This window comes from Rothia sp. CCM 9416 (assembly GCF_048513535.1).
Lineage (GTDB): Bacteria > Actinomycetota > Actinomycetes > Actinomycetales > Micrococcaceae > Rothia.
Map to the genome: position 1 here is coordinate 63,773 of NZ_JBLXXR010000009.1, position 15,886 is coordinate 79,658.

13 protein-coding genes are annotated in these 15,886 nt (G+C 54.3%); 11 read left to right on the forward strand and 2 right to left on the reverse strand.

The features are described 5' to 3' along the window. Positions 1 to 18 precede the first annotated feature (18 nt). Both lepA and hemW read left to right on the forward strand, forming a co-directional pair. Positions 19 to 1,875, forward strand: coding sequence for a translation elongation factor 4 (gene lepA / locus ACN080_RS05395; protein WP_419099675.1), 1,857 nt, complete (start codon positions 19 to 21; stop codon positions 1,873 to 1,875). Then, positions 1,875 to 3,122: a radical SAM family heme chaperone HemW gene (gene hemW / locus ACN080_RS05400; protein WP_419113242.1), complete on the forward strand. Its 1,248-nt coding sequence runs from the start codon at positions 1,875 to 1,877 to the stop codon at positions 3,120 to 3,122. Before lepA ends, hemW begins: the two co-directional genes overlap by 1 nt. Positions 3,123 to 3,182: 60 nt before the next feature. Here hemW and ACN080_RS05405 read toward each other — a convergent pair whose 3' ends face one another. Both ACN080_RS05405 and ACN080_RS05410 read right to left on the reverse strand, forming a co-directional pair. Beyond that, positions 3,183 to 3,599 carry a DUF4870 domain-containing protein gene (locus ACN080_RS05405; protein ID WP_419099677.1) on the reverse strand — a complete coding sequence of 139 codons (417 nt, stop codon included), beginning with the start codon at positions 3,597 to 3,599 and terminating at the stop codon, positions 3,183 to 3,185. 159 nt (positions 3,600 to 3,758) lie between these two features. Beyond that, positions 3,759 to 4,610, reverse strand: coding sequence for a DUF3097 family protein (locus tag ACN080_RS05410; protein ID WP_419113243.1), 852 nt, complete (start codon positions 4,608 to 4,610; stop codon positions 3,759 to 3,761). 149 nt (positions 4,611 to 4,759) lie between these two features. On the opposite strand from ACN080_RS05410, the gene hrcA reads away from it, so the two are divergent. The 9 genes from hrcA to leuA all read left to right on the forward strand — a co-directional run bounded on the left by hrcA (position 4,760) and on the right by leuA (position 15,654). Beyond that, positions 4,760 to 5,752, forward strand: a complete 993-nt coding sequence (gene hrcA, locus ACN080_RS05415) for a heat-inducible transcriptional repressor HrcA (RefSeq protein WP_419099679.1) — start codon at positions 4,760 to 4,762, stop codon at positions 5,750 to 5,752. Between the two features lie 57 nt (positions 5,753 to 5,809). Beyond that, a complete protein-coding gene (gene dnaJ, locus ACN080_RS05420; protein ID WP_419111988.1) occupies positions 5,810 to 6,925 on the forward strand; it encodes a molecular chaperone DnaJ in 1,116 nt (371 codons plus the stop codon). A gap of 9 nt (positions 6,926 to 6,934) precedes the next feature. After that, positions 6,935 to 7,696, forward strand: a complete 762-nt coding sequence (locus ACN080_RS05425; protein ID WP_419113244.1) for a 16S rRNA (uracil(1498)-N(3))-methyltransferase — start codon at positions 6,935 to 6,937, stop codon at positions 7,694 to 7,696. 185 nt (positions 7,697 to 7,881) lie between these two features. Then, entirely contained in the window at positions 7,882 to 8,991 is a 1,110-nt protein-coding gene (locus ACN080_RS05430; RefSeq protein ID WP_419113245.1) for a PhoH family protein, read from the forward strand. Then, entirely contained in the window at positions 8,988 to 9,494 is a 507-nt protein-coding gene (gene ybeY / locus ACN080_RS05435) for an rRNA maturation RNase YbeY (protein WP_419111985.1), read from the forward strand. Before ACN080_RS05430 ends, ybeY begins: the two co-directional genes overlap by 4 nt. Before the next feature lie 3 nt (positions 9,495 to 9,497). Next, entirely contained in the window at positions 9,498 to 10,790 is a 1,293-nt protein-coding gene (locus tag ACN080_RS05440; protein WP_419104507.1) for a hemolysin family protein, read from the forward strand. 178 nt (positions 10,791 to 10,968) lie between these two features. Next, positions 10,969 to 12,051 carry a GTPase Era gene (locus tag ACN080_RS05445; RefSeq protein ID WP_419113246.1) on the forward strand — a complete coding sequence of 361 codons (1,083 nt, stop codon included), beginning with the start codon at positions 10,969 to 10,971 and terminating at the stop codon, positions 12,049 to 12,051. A 105-nt stretch (positions 12,052 to 12,156) separates the two neighbouring features. Continuing rightward, positions 12,157 to 13,623, forward strand: a complete 1,467-nt coding sequence (locus tag ACN080_RS05450; RefSeq protein ID WP_419113247.1) for an LCP family protein — start codon at positions 12,157 to 12,159, stop codon at positions 13,621 to 13,623. Positions 13,624 to 13,914: 291 nt separating this feature from the next. Next, on the forward strand, positions 13,915 to 15,654 hold the full coding sequence (gene leuA / locus ACN080_RS05455; protein ID WP_419099687.1) for a 2-isopropylmalate synthase: 1,740 nt from the start codon (positions 13,915 to 13,917) through the stop codon (positions 15,652 to 15,654). Positions 15,655 to 15,886 lie beyond the last annotated feature (232 nt).

The following is a 15,886-nucleotide window of genomic DNA, read 5'->3' on the forward strand; positions in this document are numbered from 1 at the left end:
TGAAAGGACCAAACCCACGTGTCACCCTTGGCGACCAACCCACCTAAGCCCGCGGCTACTGATCCCTCCATCATCCGCAATTTCTGCATTATCGCGCATATCGACCACGGTAAATCGACCCTGGCCGACCGCATGTTGCAGGCTACCGGGGTTGTTACCCCGCGTGAGATGAAAGCTCAGTATCTTGACCGCATGGATATCGAGCGTGAGCGCGGTATCACCATTAAGTCCCAGGCTGTTCGTATGCCTTGGGAAGTCAAGGGCGTTAACTACGCTCTGAACATGATTGACACACCCGGCCACGTGGACTTCACCTATGAGGTTTCACGCTCTCTGGCAGCATGTGAAGGCGCTTTGCTTCTGGTTGATGCGGCTCAGGGTATTGAGGCCCAGACCCTGGCTAATCTCTACCTAGCCATGGAAAACGATTTGGCTATTATCCCGGTCCTCAACAAGATTGATCTGCCAGCGGCACAGCCCGATAAATATGCAGAGGAGCTAGCTCATCTGATTGGAGTTGAGCCCGATGAGGTTTTGCGTGTTTCCGGTAAGACCGGTGAGGGTGTGCCCGAACTTCTAGACCGTATTGTGGAGCTCCTGCCTGCACCTAAGGGGGAGCAGGATGCTCCCGCCCGCGCCATGATTTTCGACTCCGTATACGACTCTTACCGCGGCGTTGTCACCTATGTTCGTGTAGTTGATGGTAAGCTCACCCCGCGTCAAAAAATCAAGATGATGTCCACGGGCGCGGAGCATGACCTGCTCGAAATTGGTGTGATTTCGCCCGAACCTAAACCCACCGACGGACTGGGCATGGGCGAAGTGGGCTACCTGATTACCGGTGTAAAAGACGTCCGTCTCTCCCGCGTGGGTGATACCGTGACAAGTTCGCATCTGCCTGCCAGTGAGGAGCTGGGAGGTTACCAGGACCCCAAGCCTATGGTGTTCTCTGGCTTGTTCCCCATTGACGGCTCCGACTACCCGGCCCTGCGCGATGCCCTGGAAAAGCTCCAGCTCAACGATGCTGCCCTGATCTGGGAGCCTGAGACTTCAGCGGCACTAGGCTTTGGCTTCCGCTGCGGCTTCCTGGGGCTGCTCCACCTTGAGATTGTTCGTGAACGTCTTGAGCGGGAGTTCAACCTGGACCTTATCTCCACCGCTCCCAACGTTATCTACGATGTTGTGGGCGAAGATGGAGTTTCCCAGCGGGTGACCAACCCCAGTGAGTTCCCCGAAGGCAAGGTAGCCATCATCAAGGAACCCATGGTCGCCTGCACCATCATCGCTCCCAACGAGTTTGTGGGTGCCATTATGGAGTTGTGTCAGTCCCGTCGCGGTTCCATGGGGGGCATGGATTATCTCTCCCAGGACCGTGTGGAGCTCCGTTATCGTCTGCCACTGGCTGAGATTGTCTTTGACTTCTTTGACCAGCTCAAGAGCAAGACCCGTGGCTACGCTTCACTGGACTGGAAATTTGACGGCGAAGAAGAGGCCGACCTGGTCAAGGTTGACATCTTGCTCCAGGGTGAAAAGGTCGACGCTTTCTCTGCTATCACTCACCGTGATAAGGCATACTCCTACGGTGTCATGATGACCGGTAAACTGCGTGAGCTGATTCCTCGCCAGCAGTTCGAGGTACCTATCCAGGCTGCCATCGGGTCACGCATTATTGCCCGTGAGAATATCCGCGCTATGCGTAAGGATGTCCTTTCTAAGTGCTACGGTGGCGATATTTCGCGTAAGCGTAAGCTCCTTGAGAAGCAGAAGGAAGGCAAGAAACGTATGAAGATGGTGGGCCGCGTTGAGGTTCCCCAGGAAGCCTTCATTGCGGCGCTCTCATCGGGTGAAGAGTCTAAGGACAAGTCAAAGAAATAATGCCGGCTCAGCCTTTAGGCCAACCTGCACCCTTGGACGGCAGAATCCCATTTGATTCTGCCGCCAGTTTGCAGGAACGCGATTTTAGTTTGTATGTGCATGTTCCTTTCTGTTCTGTGCGCTGTGGTTACTGCGATTTCAACACCTACGCAACCGAAGATTTCGGTGACGGCGTTGGGTTAGGCAGTTATGCTGACGATGCTATTGCTGAGCTTGAGTTTGCTCAGCGGGTTCTGCGAGAGTCAGGAGCACCGGAGCGTAAGCTCTACTCTGTCTTCTTTGGGGGTGGGACTCCGACCAAATTGCCGGCTGCTGATTTAGTCCGGATTCTGGCGAAAGCCATAAATCTATTTGGCTTGGAGAAGGGGGCGGAGGTTACCACGGAGGCCAACCCCGACTCTGTGACCCGCGATGACCTGTTTACGCTCAGAGCCGGTGGCTTTACCAGGGTATCCTTTGGCATGCAGTCCGTGGTGCCTGATGTCCTTGCAGTGCTTGACCGCACGCACACACCGGCTAATGTTCCTAAGGTAGTGGCTTGGGCCCGCGAGGCTGGTTTACAGGTTTCCCTTGATCTGATCTACGGCGCTCCGGGGGAGAGTCTAGAGCAGTGGGAGCAGACCGTGCGAGCGGCAGTTTCTTATGGGCCTGACCATATCTCGGCCTACTCCCTGATTGTGGAGGAGGGGACTAAACTTGCCGCGCAAATTCGTAGGGGTGAGTTCGCTATGCCCGATGAAGATGCTATGGCCGATAAGTATCTTCTTGCTGAAGCAATCTTCGATGAAGAAGGCTACCACTGGTATGAGGTATCCAACTACGCTAAGTCGCCGGAGTTTAGGAGCCGCCACAACTACGCCTACTGGCGCAACCAGGACTGGTGGGGGGTTGGTCCCGGTGCTCATTCACATGTGGATGGGACTCGCTGGTGGAACCTCAAGCACCCAGTTCCCTACACCACAAGGGTCAGGCAAGGTCTAAGCCCCGCAGCGGCCCGCGAGGTCTTAAGTCAAGAAACGCGACGGTTTGAAGACATCATGCTCATGCTTCGCGTCATCGACGGATTACCTGTGAGCCGGCTGGTGGAGGGCCGGCAGGGCACCGATATCGCTTCGTCCCTCGACTGGCTTATAGGTCAAGGGCTGATTGATGAGCAGGCCCTTGCTGACGGTCGGGTCAGACTCACTCTGCAGGGTCGGCTCTTAGGCGATGCCGTGACCAGGGAGCTACTACCCGACCTGAACTAAAGAAAACTGGGCCTCATACCTGCATAAGGTAGGGGCCCAGAACTTTTAGATTAGCAGAGGCTACTTTTTACGGCTCAAAATCTTAGTAAAAAGGAAAGTGTTGAACTTGTACTGGTAGGGGTTACCGCGAGTTACCACAATGCCGGCAATAAGTGCTGAGAAAGCCAGGTAGGTCCAGGTCAGAGCTGCTACAAGTCCGAAGAACCAGCCGATAGCGGGGATGTTACTCAGAATAATTCCCAGAGCCAAAACGATGGTGGGAAGCAGGGTGAAGTCGAGCGCCTCACGTGATTCCTGCTCAGTGAAAGGACCGCGACCCCGGTAGAGGTAGTAGATAACAGCGGAGGGGATACAGCCGAGTACACCACCGAAGTGGGCAGCAGTCGCTATGTTGCGGTCAGCATTAACGGACAGGTGCGATGCCGTTGCTGAGGACCCCTTGTAGGTGGTGGTCGATGGAGAAGTTGCAGTCTTCAAGAAGGTTTCTCTTTGGTCTTGGGTGGATACGAGTGATGGCACGATGCCAAGTTCATGCCTCAGACAAGTCTAGTCAATAGCTTGTGTACAAGGTATAGGTATAAGTGACTTTTTGTCTTGTGAGCGCACGATATTTATCACATTATTTACCGAGAAAGTTTAGCTTTCAAGAGTCACAAAATCTATGAGTTGTTCTACTGGGCCAAGCAGAGCCGGCTCAAGGTCGGTATAGGTATCAACGCGCTTTAGGATTGAGTCCCATCCGGCTCGAATATCTTCGGGTCTGGCGTAAGGCCGGTTGAGTCGGCGAAGGATTCCCTGCTTCCATTCTTCGCTGCGGGGGATTACGGGCCATTTCTCGATTCCAAGAACGCCGGGTTTAACTGCCTGCCAAATATCGACAAAGGGGTGCCCCATAATCATTACGTTCCCGCGAGCGCCGGGGGTTTTCAGCGCGGCTTCGGCTATACGGCTTTCTTTAGACCCGGTAATCAGGTGGTCCACTAGAATCCCAAGTTTTCGGTGGGGCGCTGGTGCGAACTCCCTAATGGCACTGGCTACATCATCAAGACCGTGGAGGGGTTCGACCACAATCCCTTCGACACGCAGGTCGTGCCCCCACACTTTCTCAATCAGTTCAGCGTCGTGGATACCTTCGACCCAAATTCGGCTGGCACGGGCAGTCCTAGCGGGGGCATTATCCAAGGCGACAGAACCGGATCGGGAAATCTGCTTGGTGGGCTTAGCCTGTTGCGGCTCAGGAGCAACAAGGTTGACCGGTCGACCTTCAAGGAGGAAGCCGGGGCCCAAGGGGAATTGCTTGACCCGCCCATGCCGATCCTCAAGACCTACCATATGGTTACTGCCAACAGAGCGGAGCGAAACAGCTGCACCCACAAAACCGCTCACCATATCTTCGAGAACCAGCCCCGGTTTGAGCACCACGCGGGGTAATTGGGAATGTTTGTGGGCGCTCAGATCAGCTGACCCCCACGAAGCGCGATAATCCATTAAACTCCTTGAAAACACGGCCAAGTGCCTTAGCCATCAGCGTACTGAATTCTGATTCTAGTGCAGTGGTATTAGAGTTAACGGGTAACTTAGCACTCTGGTATCCCCAGTGCTAAAAACCCTTAAAGCTCACATCATCAGGAGGTGAAATGGACCATCCGCGCAGGCTTCAGGTCTTGCAGGCTATCGTCGAGGAATACGTGCATACTCGGGAGCCGGTTGGTTCAAAGACCCTCATTGAGCGGCGGCAGTTGGGGGTTTCTAGCGCCACGGTGCGCAACGACATGGCCGCTCTGGAAGAACAGGGCCTGATATCGGCACCACATGCCAGTGCGGGCAGAGTGCCCACTGACCTAGGTTACCGGCTTTTCGTTGACCAGATATCGGCTTTGCGACCGCTCTCACCAGGGGAGAAGAGAGCAATCCATACCCTGCTCGATAGCGCCGATAGCGTGGATGACATGATGAAAAGTAGCGTCCAGCTCCTTTCTTCGCTTACTCACCAGGTCGCCATGGTGCAGTATCCGACCGGCCCGACGGTTGCGCTACGGCATGTTGAGCTGGTCTCTTTATCAACATCCACAGTCCTAGTGGTACTGATTACCGATACCGGGCAGGTCACCCAACGAACGGTAGCATGCCCGCATACAGCCGATGAACTAGTCACTATCAAGCAACAGCTTATTGAGGCCTTTTCGGGTCAGCCTCTGTCCCAGGTAGCTCAGGCGCTGGCTCCTCACCCGCGCAGCAAGCTCATGCTCAGCCTCGTCCAAGCAGTTCAGCTACTGGCAGCTCAGGGTGTATCCTCTCAGGTGCTGATAGCGGGAACAGCCTACCTGGCAGAGTCAACCGTTGATTTTCGCGGTAGTATTGCACCTGTACTCGATGCCCTTGAAGAGCAGGTGGTGCTCCTTAAGCTTTTGGCAACTATGGAACACGATGAGCGCGGTTTTGCGGTCAGCATCGGCTCAGAAAACAGGGAGAAATCGCTGGCCGAGACCTCAGTTGTTGCAAGTAGCTACGGCCCTGGAGGAAACGCACACGTTGGTGTTGTAGGGCCAACACGTATGGACTACGCCCGAACCGTCTCAAAGGTGAATGCCGTAGCCCGCTACCTGTCAAAGATTTTGGGGCAGGAGTAAAACAGCTTCTTGCCTCCACATATTTAGTAGTACCCCATGACCCTGAAAGAGAGAACTGTGAGCAGTCACTACGAAACCCTCGGTGTATCGCGCGATGCCAGCCCCGAAGAAATCAAAAAGGCCTACCGCAAGAAAGCCCGCCAGCTGCACCCCGACATTAACCCTTCTGAGGAAGCCGCTGAGGAATTTAAGCGTGTTTCGCTAGCTCACGATGTGCTCTCTGACCCTGAAAAGCGCCGGATTTATGATCAAACCGGTAACGAGAACGGCACAGCCGGCGGCTTTAACGGGGCGGGCGGCTTTGGTGGTTTCCAGGATATCTTTGAGACCTTTTTCAACGCGACTCCGCGCGGGCCGCAGAGCCGGGTTCGTCAGGGGCAGGATGCTCTTATCAACGTCAAGATTGACCTTAAAGACGCTGTCTTTGGCACCAATAAGCCCATCACCGTTGATACCGCTGTGACCTGCGACCTGTGTAAGGGCGAGGGAACCGCTGAGGGTACCCACCCCGAAACCTGTGAAACCTGCCGTGGACAGGGCTACATGCAGCGCCAGGTTCAGTCCATCTTGGGTACTGTCGTTCAGCCTGTTGAGTGCCCCAGCTGCCGTGGCTTTGGAACCGTTATCAAGCACCCCTGCGCCGAGTGCTATGGTGAGGGTCGTGTGCGTGAACGCAAGCCCCTGACCATCAAGATTCCTGCGGGCGTAACCGATGGCGCCCGTATTCGTCTAGCGGGGCAGGGTGAAGCAGGCACCGCCGGCGGACCTAATGGTGACCTCTACGTTGAGCTTCGCGTAGCGGCCGATCCCACTTTCTCACGCGAACGCGATGACCTCATTGCGGCGGTAGGGGTTCCGATGACCGCTGCCGCCTTGGGCACTACCATCACCTTGGAGACTTTCGACGGGCCGCAGGAGATACAGATTCCAGCCGGCACTCAGTCTGGCGATGTCATCACGCTCAAGGGCCTGGGTGTTAACCACCTGCGCGGTGGTGGCCGCGGTGATTTGCGTGTGCAGGTTGAGGTCCGTACCCCTACCCAACTCACCGATGAACAAAAGAACCTGCTTAAGCAGTTCTCGGAGTTGCGCGGAGAAGATCTCAAGATGAGTGAAACCGTGACCCATAAGCAGGGTGGGTTCTTCTCCCGCCTCAAAGACCACCTCAAGTAGGAACTCGTTATGAGCAACGCCGTCTACTACATCTCGCCCGAAGATTTTGAGTCCTTGGTCCCAGGTGCCGCCTACAGTCTCCTAGGCGATGAGGGCCACCACGCCAAGACCGTCAAACGTGCGGAGTTAGGCGAGGGGATCGACCTGGTCAACGGCTTAGGCAACCGGGCCGTCACAAGGGTGGAGGGCACAGTAGACGGCGGTTTGCTGCTAACGGTTCAGTCGCTGGCGCTCGATGAGCTAGGTATTTCGATCTACCTGGTTCAGGCTCTGGCCAAGGGCGACCGAGATATCCAGGCTATTGAGATGGCCACCGAGCTAGGCGCTCACGGTATCGTACCGTGGAGTGCCGACCGCTCAATTGTTCGTTGGAAGATGGAGCGGGCAGCAAAAGCACATGCCAAGTGGCAGAACACGGTCAAAGCCGCAGCCAAGCAGTCTAGGCGGGCACTGCTCCCGCCTGTCTATCAGCTCCACAGCACGGCTGATCTGGCCGATTTGGCCCAGGAATTGGGGGAGCGGGCGCTCTTTCTACTTCTGCATGAGCAGGCAAACTACCGACTTTCACAGGCTTTGGCAGAGCACCTTAGCCCGGATGTTGAGGAGGTCTATTTTGTGGTGGGGCCGGAGGGTGGGATTAGCCCTCGGGAGCTTGAGATCTTGGAACAAGCCGGCGCACACACCGTATTGCTTGGCCCCGAGGTGCTCCGTAGCTCAACAGCCGGAGCTGCCGCTATTTCGGCACTGAATCTTGCCCTGGGTCGCTGGTAAAGAGTTCATTGCCAGCTTTCAAGAGATCTACCTTGAGTTGGCGAACTGTTCAATATCACGAACTGTTCAATATCACTCTGCGCAAAACCCGTTTTTTCTTCAAATAGTGCGGGTAAAGTAAACCCTGAGCACTACCCCCTGTTCGCTACTGCAATGAGGAGCTCTGAAGGCCCAGCTGGGCACTTATGACTACATCAGTACAATCTACGAGCCGGCCGCTTTCAGTAGCCCGGACTTTCTCTTTCAAATCCATCGCAGAAATGGTGGCAGTTCTTGGCCCCCACGACGGTAATATCGGGCTGGTTGAACAGACTTTCCCCGGCCTAAGGATTCGGCCTAAGGGCCTGGACGTCGTGGTTACCGGACCTTCAGAGACCGTGGCGACAACCGTCCGATTGCTTGCGGAACTCACTCTTTTGGTGGAGAACGATACGCAGGTCACCGCCGAGGTTGTCAAACGGATAATGTCCATGATGACTGCCAGCCTGAACCACCCGGCAACCGCTATGAGCCAAAATATTCTAAGTTCTCGCGGCAAAAATATTCGACCCAAAACCATTAACCAGAAGAGCTATGTTGATGCCATTGACGCCAACACCGTTGTGTTTGGTATCGGCCCTGCGGGTACAGGCAAAACCTATTTAGCCATGGCTAAGGCGGTGCAGGCCCTTCAATCCAAGGAAGTCAACCGTATTATTCTGACTCGACCGGCTGTTGAAGCAGGCGAGCGTTTGGGGTTCTTACCCGGTACCCTCAACGATAAGATTGACCCCTATCTGCGCCCTCTCTACGACGCGCTCCATGACATGATCGATCCTGAGTCTATTCCCAGGCTGATGGAAGCCGGCACCATTGAGGTTGCTCCTCTGGCCTATATGCGTGGACGCACCTTGAACGACGCATTTATTATTCTGGACGAGGCTCAGAACACCACGGTGGAGCAGATGAAGATGTTCCTGACCCGTCTGGGCTTTGGCTCAAAGATGGTGATTACCGGCGACGTCACCCAGATCGACCTTCCGGGCGGTCAGGCTTCTGGCCTCAAGCAGGTTCGGCAGATTCTAGAGGGTATTGATGATATCCACCTTGCAGTGCTTGAGGCAGAAGACGTCGTTCGTCATAGCCTCGTATCCGATATCGTCAATGCCTATGATAAGTGGGATCAGGCAAAGTCCTCTATGGAGCGCCGCCGCAATCGTAAGGTTAAACGTCAGACCATAGAAGCTGCAGCCGAAAAGCTATTGGCTAAATCCGGTATTGAGGTGTCAGAGCAAGAAGATGGTACAAACCAGTGAACCTAGAATTTGAAATTGAGGAGCTGGATAGCTCAGCAAGTGATTTTGACCGGGAGTCTTTCGCAGCAGTAGATATTGCGACTATTGAAGGCCTGGTGGCCCACGTTTTTTCGAGCATGCACTTGGCACCCGATACAGAGCTTTCGATTGCAGTAGTGGGGGAATCGGAGATGGAGCGCATCCACCTGGACTGGATGGATCTACCGGGCTCAACCGATGTCATGAGCTTCCCTATGGACGAGCTCACCCCGGGTACCCCTGAACAGCCTTCTTCTGGGGTTCTGGGCGATATCGTACTCTGCCCGCCGGTAGCAGCTCGTCAGGGCGCTGACGCTGGCCACAGCACCCTCGATGAGCTGTGTCTACTCACCACCCACGGCATTCTGCACTGTCTGGGCTATGACCATGCTACTGCCGAGGAAGAAGCTGAAATGTTCGGGATTCAGCGTTCCTTGCTGGAAGATTTCTTAGGTCGCCCAGCTCCTGTTGAGACGAGGCATTAAACCGTGGTAGGTCTTATCCTTCTTCTTTTTGCTGTCTTGTTGCTAGTCTTACTGGGCTATCTCTTTACCGCTGTTGAATCCTCTTACACCTACCTTCCTCGGTCCGAGGCCCAAGGTTTAGCTGAAGAATCGGGCAAGGAAAGTATTAGGGCAGTACTGGCAGACCCTGAGCCTTACTTCAGATCCTTGCGTATCTGGCGCGTGCTAGCTGAAGTTGCCTCGATTATTTGCTTCTACCTGCTAGCCCATGACCTTTTTGAACGCACCTGGGTCAGTGTAATAGCCACACTTCTGGTGATGACGGTTCTGGTCTTTGTCTTCTTTGGTGTAGCTCCGCGTCTGGTAGGGCGCACTAAGCACGTTCAGGTTTTCTCGGCTATGGCGGGGACTGTCTACGCACTGGGCGTTCTAACCCGCCCCTTCTCATCTATTCTGACGAAGCTCTCTCGTAAGTTCAGCCCCAGGGATTCTGAGCGGGTTACGGGCATCTTTACCGAAGACGAAATCCTCGAGTTCGTTGATAGGGCTAGCTCTTCTGAGGCTATCGAGGACGATGAAGCCGAGATGGTTCAGTCCATTTTCGAGCTTGACGAAACCAGGATTCGCTCCATCATGGTACCCCGTGCCGACATGGTAACCGTTGATGTTGACCAGAGCATTGACCAGTCGCTCTCTCTCTTTTTACGATCGGGCTACTCACGTATTCCGGTACTTGGGGAATCTTTTGACGATGTACGAGGCATGCTCTATCTCAAGGACGTTGTTGCCGCGACACGGACTGGCACTCAGGGTTCCCAGCCAGCGAAAATAGCGGAGCTGATGCGCCCGGTGCGTTATGAACCAGAATCTAAACGGGTCATGGACCTACTGAAAGAAATGCAACGCGAATCAACCCACATTGCCGTCGTTGTCGATGAGTACGGTGGCACAGCTGGTCTTGTGACATTAGAAGACCTGATCGAAGAGCTTGTTGGAGATATTTCCGATGAGTACGACAACGACAAAGCAGAGGTTTCTGTTCAGGAAGACGGCACTTTCAAGATTAGCTCCCGTCTGAGCACCTGGGAGCTCGGGGAGATCTTTGGTATTGAGCTAGAAGACGACGACGTTGATACGGTAGGCGGCTTGCTCGCTAAGCATTTGGGTCGGGTGCCGATTATTGGTAGTGAGGTTCTTGTGGAGGGTATCCACATTCGAGCTATTGGTTCCCGCGGCCGCCGCAACAAGGTGGGCACCCTACAGGTCTGGGTAAGCCCAGATACTGATACTGAACCAGAAGACGAGCACAGCCATTAGTTCCGCACACGTCACTTTTATGATGGGGCCTACCCTCTAGGGTAGGCCCCAGGGTTTATGATGGAACTCTCTTTTATCAGCCGGTGGGGTGGACGGGAGGTAGTTTCGCAACTGGCGGGTGCTAGCTACCTGTAAAGTGATGGGTAGATATTTTTTCACTACTTTTTGGAGCTATTGAGTGGATTTTGCAGCCTTTCCCGAGGATTACACCGCAGGCTTTGCCGTTTTGGTAGGTCGACCTAATGCCGGTAAATCGACACTGACTAATGCTTTAGTGGGCCAGAAGGTTGCGATTACCTCAAATCGCCCGCAAACTACTCGCCACACGATTCGCGGTATTGTTCACCGTGAGGATTTTCAACTGGTGCTGGTAGACACTCCCGGTTTGCACCGCCCTCGTACACTTTTGGGTGAACGGCTCAATGACCTGGTAGCTCAGACTCTCTCTGAGGTCGATGTAATCGGTTTCTGTATTCCTGCGGACGAGAAGATTGGCCCGGGTGACCGTTACATTGCTCAGCAGCTTGCGGCTTCGGGCAATAAACCGATTGTTGCGATTGTGACTAAGGCAGATAAGGTTTCTCACGAGCAACTGACCGAGCAGCTTCTTGCGGTGTCAGCCCTGGGCGATGAAATCATGAGTGCAGAGCGAGCCGCTCGACAGCAGCGCCGCCAACGCCAGGAAGCCAAGCAGAAGGGCGAAGAGCTCGCCTTCCGTAAGGGTAGTGGCCCTGCGGCCAAACGGAATAAAGGCCAGGTTCAGCAGGCTACTGTTATTGACGGTCAGGGGGGCTGGGCAGATATTATCCCCGTCTCTGCCGTTAAGGATTACCAGGTTGATGAAGTTGCCAGGCTTCTTTCTTCTTACCTTCCCAGTTCGCCTCCGCTCTACCCCACCGGGGAACTGACCGATGAACCTGAGGCAACACTGGTTGCCGAGCTGGTGCGTGAGGCCGCGCTCGAGGGTGTGCAGGACGAACTGCCGCACTCTGTTGCTGTCACTGTTGAAGAGATGGAGCTACGTGAGGGGCGTAGCGAAGATAATGCCCTGCTCGATATTCACGTTAACCTTTATGTTGAGCGTGATTCTCAGAAGGGCATCATTATTGGCAAGCGTGGAGCACGGCTCAAAGAAATTGGGCAAAAAGCTCGACACAATATTGAGGCACTTCTAGGGACCAAGGTCTACCTATCGGTCCATGTCAAGGTGGCAAAAGACTGGCAGCGCGATCCCAGGGCACTCGGGAAGCTGGGTTTTTAGTACTAAAAGCCGCTTAAATCAAAAGAATCTTCCCAGCTTGATTGTTTATCCTGGTGCAGGCAAAGTAGCAGGACGAGCCCAGTATTGATGAATCGGAGTAACTGAATGGCGCCTCAGGGTACCCCCAACCAGCGAATTGTTGAGCCACTTGGCCGACATATGGCGAATCAGCCGATTAAATCCCGGCAGCTCCAGTGGATTGCTTTATCGTGTGTGGCCTTGCTGACTATGGTGGTTGCTTTCAGCGGGTTTGCGCTATTGCGTTTACGCAGCAACGTCCATACCGCTGAAATCAATATCGGTGAGCTCTCTAGCAACCTTGCGAGCGGTCCCCTTGATATTTTGATTATCGGTTCTGATACTCGTAGCGGCGCTAACGGAGCTTACGGTTCTGCCGAGGACCTTGAAGCCGGTGCTCGTTCCGATGTCATGATGCTGGTTCAGGTGAGCGAAGACCGCTCAGCGGTGAACGTGATTTCCTTGCCGCGTGACCTCATGGTTGATATCCCCAAGTGCACCGATGCAACCACGGGGGAAGTCTACCCCGCCACCTCTGATACCCAGATTAATGAGTCTCTCGAACGGGGCGGACCGGGGTGTACCGTTGCTACCATCAGCAACCTCACCGGTGTGGCCATTGATCACTTTATGCTGGTTGATTTCAATGCCGTTAAAGCGCTTTCAAGTGTTGTGGGTGGGGTTGAGGTATGCGTTTCCGAGCCGATTGACGATACTTACAGCGGCCTCAAACTTCCTGCCGGTACATCAAGTGTTGAGGGGGAGCAGGCTCTTGCTTTCCTTCGCTCTCGTCACGGCTTTGGTGACGGCAGCGATACAGCGCGTATTAAGGCCCAGCAGAGCTTCCTGGCATCTTTGCTACGGAAGGTACAGTCCGAGGGGACTCTCTCTAACCCCGCCATGCTTCTTAGAATTGCCGAGGCTATCACCCAGAACGTAACGGTCGACACTGAACTTACTAAGCTTGGTAATCTTGTGGGTATTGGCTCAATCTTTTCGTCGGTGGACTTAAGCAAGGTTGTTTTTGCCACGGTTCCTCATGAGCCCTACATCTACGATGAGAATAAGTTGCAGCTATCGAGTGAGGCAGAGGCTTTCTTCACCAAGCTACAGAAAGACCAGTCGCTTGTTGAGCCTTCTGCCTCACCCAGTGCACCTGCGGAGGAGCCTTCCACCAGCACGGCTCAAGAGCTGAATTATGCTCTTGACGTTACGTTCACCAACGCCAGTGGGGTCACAGGGCGAGCCAATAAACTGGCTTCTATCACCAAGGATGCTGGTTTCTCGGCCGTCACAACTCAGGATGAGGCTACCATCTACCCTGCGTCTACGGTTTACTACCCCTACGGCTACGAAGCAGAAGCACAGCTGATTGCTGACCTCTATGGAATCACGGCGGTAACCCCTTCAAGCCTGCATACCGGTATTGAGGTAGTGCTCGGTTCTGATTTAGCCTCCGAAGATAAGCTTCAAACTACTCAGGCAAAAATTGCTGGGGGAGCCAGCGGCCAGACCGCCGATCAGGTCACCTGCCAGCAGGCATTTAGTTACTAGGTCTGGTAGTTTTCTTAAGCCCGGCTTGATTGCCCCACTACGGGCCTCAAGCCGGGCTTTTTTAGACGGCTCTTTCCTGCTGTGGGCGCCTTGACCTGCCGCTAGCCCAGATAGTGAACATAGAGGTTGGATTTTCCCGGTTGGCGTTGACCAACGTGGTACCGTGGCACTATGCGTGAGATGACACGGCGACTGCTTATCTGCCGTAGCGAAGTGCCCCGGGTTTAGCTTCGCTACGGGTATTCGCTACCCGGTGCCAATTTTCTCACCTCATCTGTAAGGGTCATAGCTATGAAAAATTTCCAGAAACCATCGTCCATGCCGGTGCACAAGTACCTGCCTTTCGACCAGCAAATTCATGTTTCTCTTCCCGATCGCACATGGCCGGAAAAGAAGATAAGGAAGGCCCCCCGGTGGTGCGCGGTTGACCTGCGTGACGGCAACCAGGCCCTGATTGACCCCATGGATACTGAGCGTAAGCTGGCTATGTTTAAGCTGCTGGTCCGCATGGGCTACAAGGAAATTGAGGTAGGTTTCCCATCTGCCTCCGCTACCGACTTTAATTTTGTCCGTACCCTCATCGAGGACGGCCATATCCCCAATGACGTCACCATTCAGGTTCTGGTTCAGTGCCGTGAGCACCTGATTCAAAAGACTTTTGAGGCGATTGACGGTGCTCCCAAGGCTATCGTTCACTTCTACAACTCGACTTCAGTCCTCCAGCGTCGGGTAGTTTTTAACCAGGACCAGGACGGAATCCTGGACATTGCGCTCACGGGAGCCCGTTTGTGCAAGAAATATGAAGAGCAGCTTGTACACGATACCAAGGTGACCTATGAGTACTCACCGGAGTCTTTCACCGGCACTGAACTCGAGTTCGCTGTTCGGGTCTGCAACGCTGTGACCGACGAACTGGGCATCGGCCAAGGCCGCGAAGTTATTATCAATCTTCCTGCTACGGTTGAGATGGCAACTCCCAATATTTACGCTGACTCTGTTGAATGGGTCAGCCGCAACCTGACCAACCGTGAGCACGTCATTTTGTCATTGCACCCCCACAATGACCGTGGAACCGGTGTCGCAGCGGCTGAACTGGGTTACCTAGCTGGTGCGGATCGTATCGAGGGGTGCCTCTTTGGTAATGGCGAGCGCACCGGTAACGTCGATTTGATTACCCTGGGTCTGAACATGTACACCCAGGGCGTTAACCCGGAGATTGATTTTTCGGACATTGACGAGATTAGGCGGACCGTCGAGTACTGTAACCAGTTGCCGGTTCATGAGCGCTCTCCCTACGGCGGCGATTTGGTCTTCACTGCTTTCTCTGGCTCGCATCAGGATGCCATCAAAAAGGGATTTGAGCGCATGGAAAAGGATGCCGCTGAACAGGGCAAGAGCCTTGACGAGCTCGTGTGGGCGGTTCCTTATCTTCCCATTGATCCTAAAGACCTTGGGCGCTCCTACGAAGCTGTTATCCGTGTGAATTCTCAGTCAGGTAAGGGTGGTGTTGCTTATCTGCTCAAGAAGGACTTTGGCCTGGACCTCCCCAAGCGTGCCCAGCAGGAGTTCTCGGCGGTTGTCCAGGCTAAAACCGATGCCCAGGGCGGGGAAGTTGCTAGCAAGGCTCTGTGGGATATCTTCGCAGATGAGTACCTTCCTAATCAGAAGGCGGAATCTCGATGGGGTAAGTACCGCATCGAGTCTCTGTCCATTGATTCTGAGGAACACGGCGAGACCACCATGCGGGTTGGTCTAAACATTAACGGTCATACCTACAACCGTGTCGCTCAGGGTAGCGGCCCCATCGAAGCACTGCAGTCGATTCTGGCCAAGGAGGGCGTCGATGTCCGCGTCATGGATTACTCGGAGCATACCCTCGGCTCGGCCGCAAATGCGCAGGCTGCCTCGTATATCGAAGCGGCCGTGGGTAGCCGAGTTCTGTGGGGTATCGGTATTGATAATTCAACAACTCGGGCGTCGCTGAAGGCAATGGTTTCTGCTGTCAACCGTGCTTTGCGTGACTCTGAGTAAGGAGTAATTCTAAGTCGGGGTGGGCTGATTTTGCTCACCCCGGCTCTTATGTCAAGCCTCTTGTGATGCACATTCCCCAGCACCAATCAGGGCATATGGGGTGCGGTTATGCCACAATGGGAGTGTGAATTCAGCGCTATCAAGGAAAAAGACCATTCGTGATAGCGCTATCGTTTTACGTACCCAAGATTTGGGGGAGTACGACCGGATCATTATCTTAGCGACCAGGCAT